Source organism: Stenotrophomonas sp. P5_B8, from assembly GCF_054049855.1.
In genome coordinates this window covers 1-2,687 of sequence record NZ_JBFULO010000481.1, presented here as the reverse complement: position 1 = coordinate 2,687, position 2,687 = coordinate 1, and the positions used below count along the sequence as shown (strand labels likewise).

General features: G+C 64.3%; 3 protein-coding genes. All 3 read right to left on the bottom strand.

What is annotated here, in order from left to right:
* The coding region (locus ACXJKH_RS18330) for a hypothetical protein (protein ID WP_457321487.1) at nucleotides 1-539 on the bottom strand (539 nt) is incomplete at its 3' end.
* Between the two features lie 158 nt (nucleotides 540-697).
* The gene (locus tag ACXJKH_RS18325) at nucleotides 698-2,080 is read right to left on the bottom strand and encodes an aldehyde dehydrogenase family protein (protein ID WP_457321485.1); all 1,383 of its coding nucleotides are present in this window, start codon (nucleotides 2,078-2,080) and stop codon (nucleotides 698-700) included.
* 36 nt (nucleotides 2,081-2,116) lie between these two features.
* Nucleotides 2,117-2,687, bottom strand: a 571-nt coding sequence (locus ACXJKH_RS18320) for a thiamine pyrophosphate-dependent enzyme (RefSeq protein WP_457321483.1), incomplete at its 5' end; no start/stop codon positions are given.

Sequence of the window (2,687 nt, the reverse complement as noted above, 5' to 3'; positions counted from 1 at the left end):
CTTGACAGGTGCTTGGCCTTTCCATCGATGATGGCACGCGCGCGTTCGCTTCCTAGCCAGCTTGACGCGATCGATACATAGACCAACATCGATACGCTGTACACCAGCCACGGTGACTTCTTGACGGCACCAGGCACGACCGGGGATAGCGTCACCACCAGCAGACATCCAATCGTCAACAGGATGCCAATCAGCAAAACCCACGCGCCGGCCCACCAGATGATCGCGCCCAGGCCAGCGAAGAAAAGAACCGGCGCGAGCCACGAGAGTCGATTGCGCATTGTGGTGGTGCCGGTGAGCTTGACCTCCAGCCAGCCCCCAAACAACAGGGCAACCAGCATCAAACCCAGCACCGTGCCGATACTTGTGAGCCCGGTCAGCGCCAGTTCGCCTACTGCAACGAACTGGAACGGGTCCAGGCCGAATTGACTCCAGTACGCCCGCAGATACAGCGCGCCTTGAATCAGACCAAAGGTCACGCATGCCGATCCCCAGCCCGCCACATCGGCAAGGGACAATTCCTTGTGTACGCGCTCCACTTACTCTCCTTCTTGCCAGGCCAAACGACCTCGCGCTGCAGAGGGCATTAATGTGACGCATCACGGGCGAGGCCGTTGCGCCACTGTGATATGCCCCCGTCGCATCACTCTAGCCAAGCCCGTCCCAAGTGCACAAGGCTCCTCCCCTGCTCACCCCATCAGCTCCTGCGCATCAGGATCATCTTCTCCTGCGACATGTCCCGCATGGTGTACGGAATGCCGCCGGTGCCGTAGCCCGACTCCCTGCGCCCTGCAAACGGCATCCAATCGGTGCGGAACGCAGTCGGGTCGTTGATCATCACGGCTGAGGCATCCAGCCGGTTGGCGGCGCGCATGGCGATGTCGATGTCCTGCGCGAAGACGCTGGCCTGGAACGCGGTCGGCAAGGAGTTTGCGCGCGCGATCGCTTCGTCCAACTCGGCATAGCGATACACCGCCACCACCGGCCCGAAGACTTCCTGCGTGGTCACCCGTGCGTCGCTGGCCGGGTCGAGCAGCACGGTGGGCTGCAGCGTGGTCTCGGAGAGGCGCTTGCCGCCGGTGGCAAGCTTCGCGCCGCCGCGTACCGCCTCGTCAATCCAGTCGGCGACGCGGTCAGCCTCGCGCGGCAGGATCAGCGGGCCCACGTCGGTGTCCTGCAGGGTCGGGTCGCCGGTACGCAGCCGTTCTACCCGGGCGATGAGGGCCTGGGTGAAATCGTCGGCAATGGCGTTGTGGACGAAGATGCGCTGGGTGGACACGCACACCTGGCCGGCGTGGTAATAGCCGCCCTTGACGATCGGTTCAATGATCCTGGCCAGGTCGGCGCTGCGGTCGACAATGGCGGGCGCAACGCCGCCGTGCTCCAGCGCCGAACGTGCGCCGTGTGCGAGCTTGGCATGCAACGACCACCCTACCCTCGCCGAGCCGATGAAGCTCAGGAAGCCAATGCGTTTGTCGGTGGCCAGGGCCTCGGCCAAATCGTTGCCCTCCGGGATGAAGCTCTGGCACCACGGTTCGGGCAGCCCTGCCTCGTGCGCCATCGCCACGAACTCCAGGCAGGACAGTGGCGTTGCCGAAGCGGGCTTGATGATGACCGGGCAACCGACTGCGATGGCCGGGGCAACCTGGTGGACGATCAGGTTCAGCGGGTGATTGAACGCGGAGATCGCCGCGACGATGCCGATCGGCTCCCGGGTGGTGAATGCCCAGCGTCCCTCCGATGCGGCCGACAGCCCCATCGGGATCTCGCGACCGGCGAAGTTGCGTAGTTCGTCCGCGGCGTTGTGGACACCATCGATGGCGCGCGTGGTCTCGACGATGGCATCCGGCAACGGCTTGCCGCCCTCGCGTGCAATCTGCAGGGCGAGATGGTCGCGCCTGGCCTCCATCAAGGCGGCAAGCCTGCGCAGGATCGCGATGCGCTCGTGCGGCTTGAGCCAGCCGTCACGGTCCTTGAACACCCGCTCGGCGGCGCTGAGCTTGTGCTCCAGGGCTGCGGCAGTGTCGAAACCGATGTCGGTGATCGGTGTGCGGTCAAACGCCTGGACGACGGTCAACATCCTGGACTCCTTTTTTCCAACGGTATGCGGTGGCGACTATTCGCAGCTCACGTCCGGCGTGCGGTTGCGCAGTTCATCCACCAGCACGCGGGTGTTTTCGGAATAGTCGATCGGTACATCCAGCAGGTGCACGCCACCGCCCGCGAAGGCCGCCTCGATCATGGGCGCCAGTTCGTCGACGGCCGTCACCCGGCTCCCCTTCGCGCCGTAGGCCTCGGCATATTTCACGAAATCGGGATTGCCAAAGCGCATGCCGAAATCCTCGAAGCCATCCACTGCCTGCTTCCAGCGGATCATGCCGTAGGCACTGTCGTTGAGGATCACCACGACCAGGTTCAGTCCCAGCCGCACGGCGGTTTCCATCTCCTGCGAGTTCATCATGAAGCCGCCGTCGCCGCACACGGCCATGACGCGGCGCTGTGGGTACAGCATCGCCGCCATCATGGCGGACGGCAGGCCGGCGCCCATCGTGGCGAGCGCATTGTCGAGCAGCAGTGTGTTGGCCACGTGCGTGCGGTAGTTGCGGGCGAACCAGATCTTGTACATGCCGTTGTCGAGGCAAACGATGCCATCGTCTGGCATGGCCTGGCGCACGTCATGCACCAGC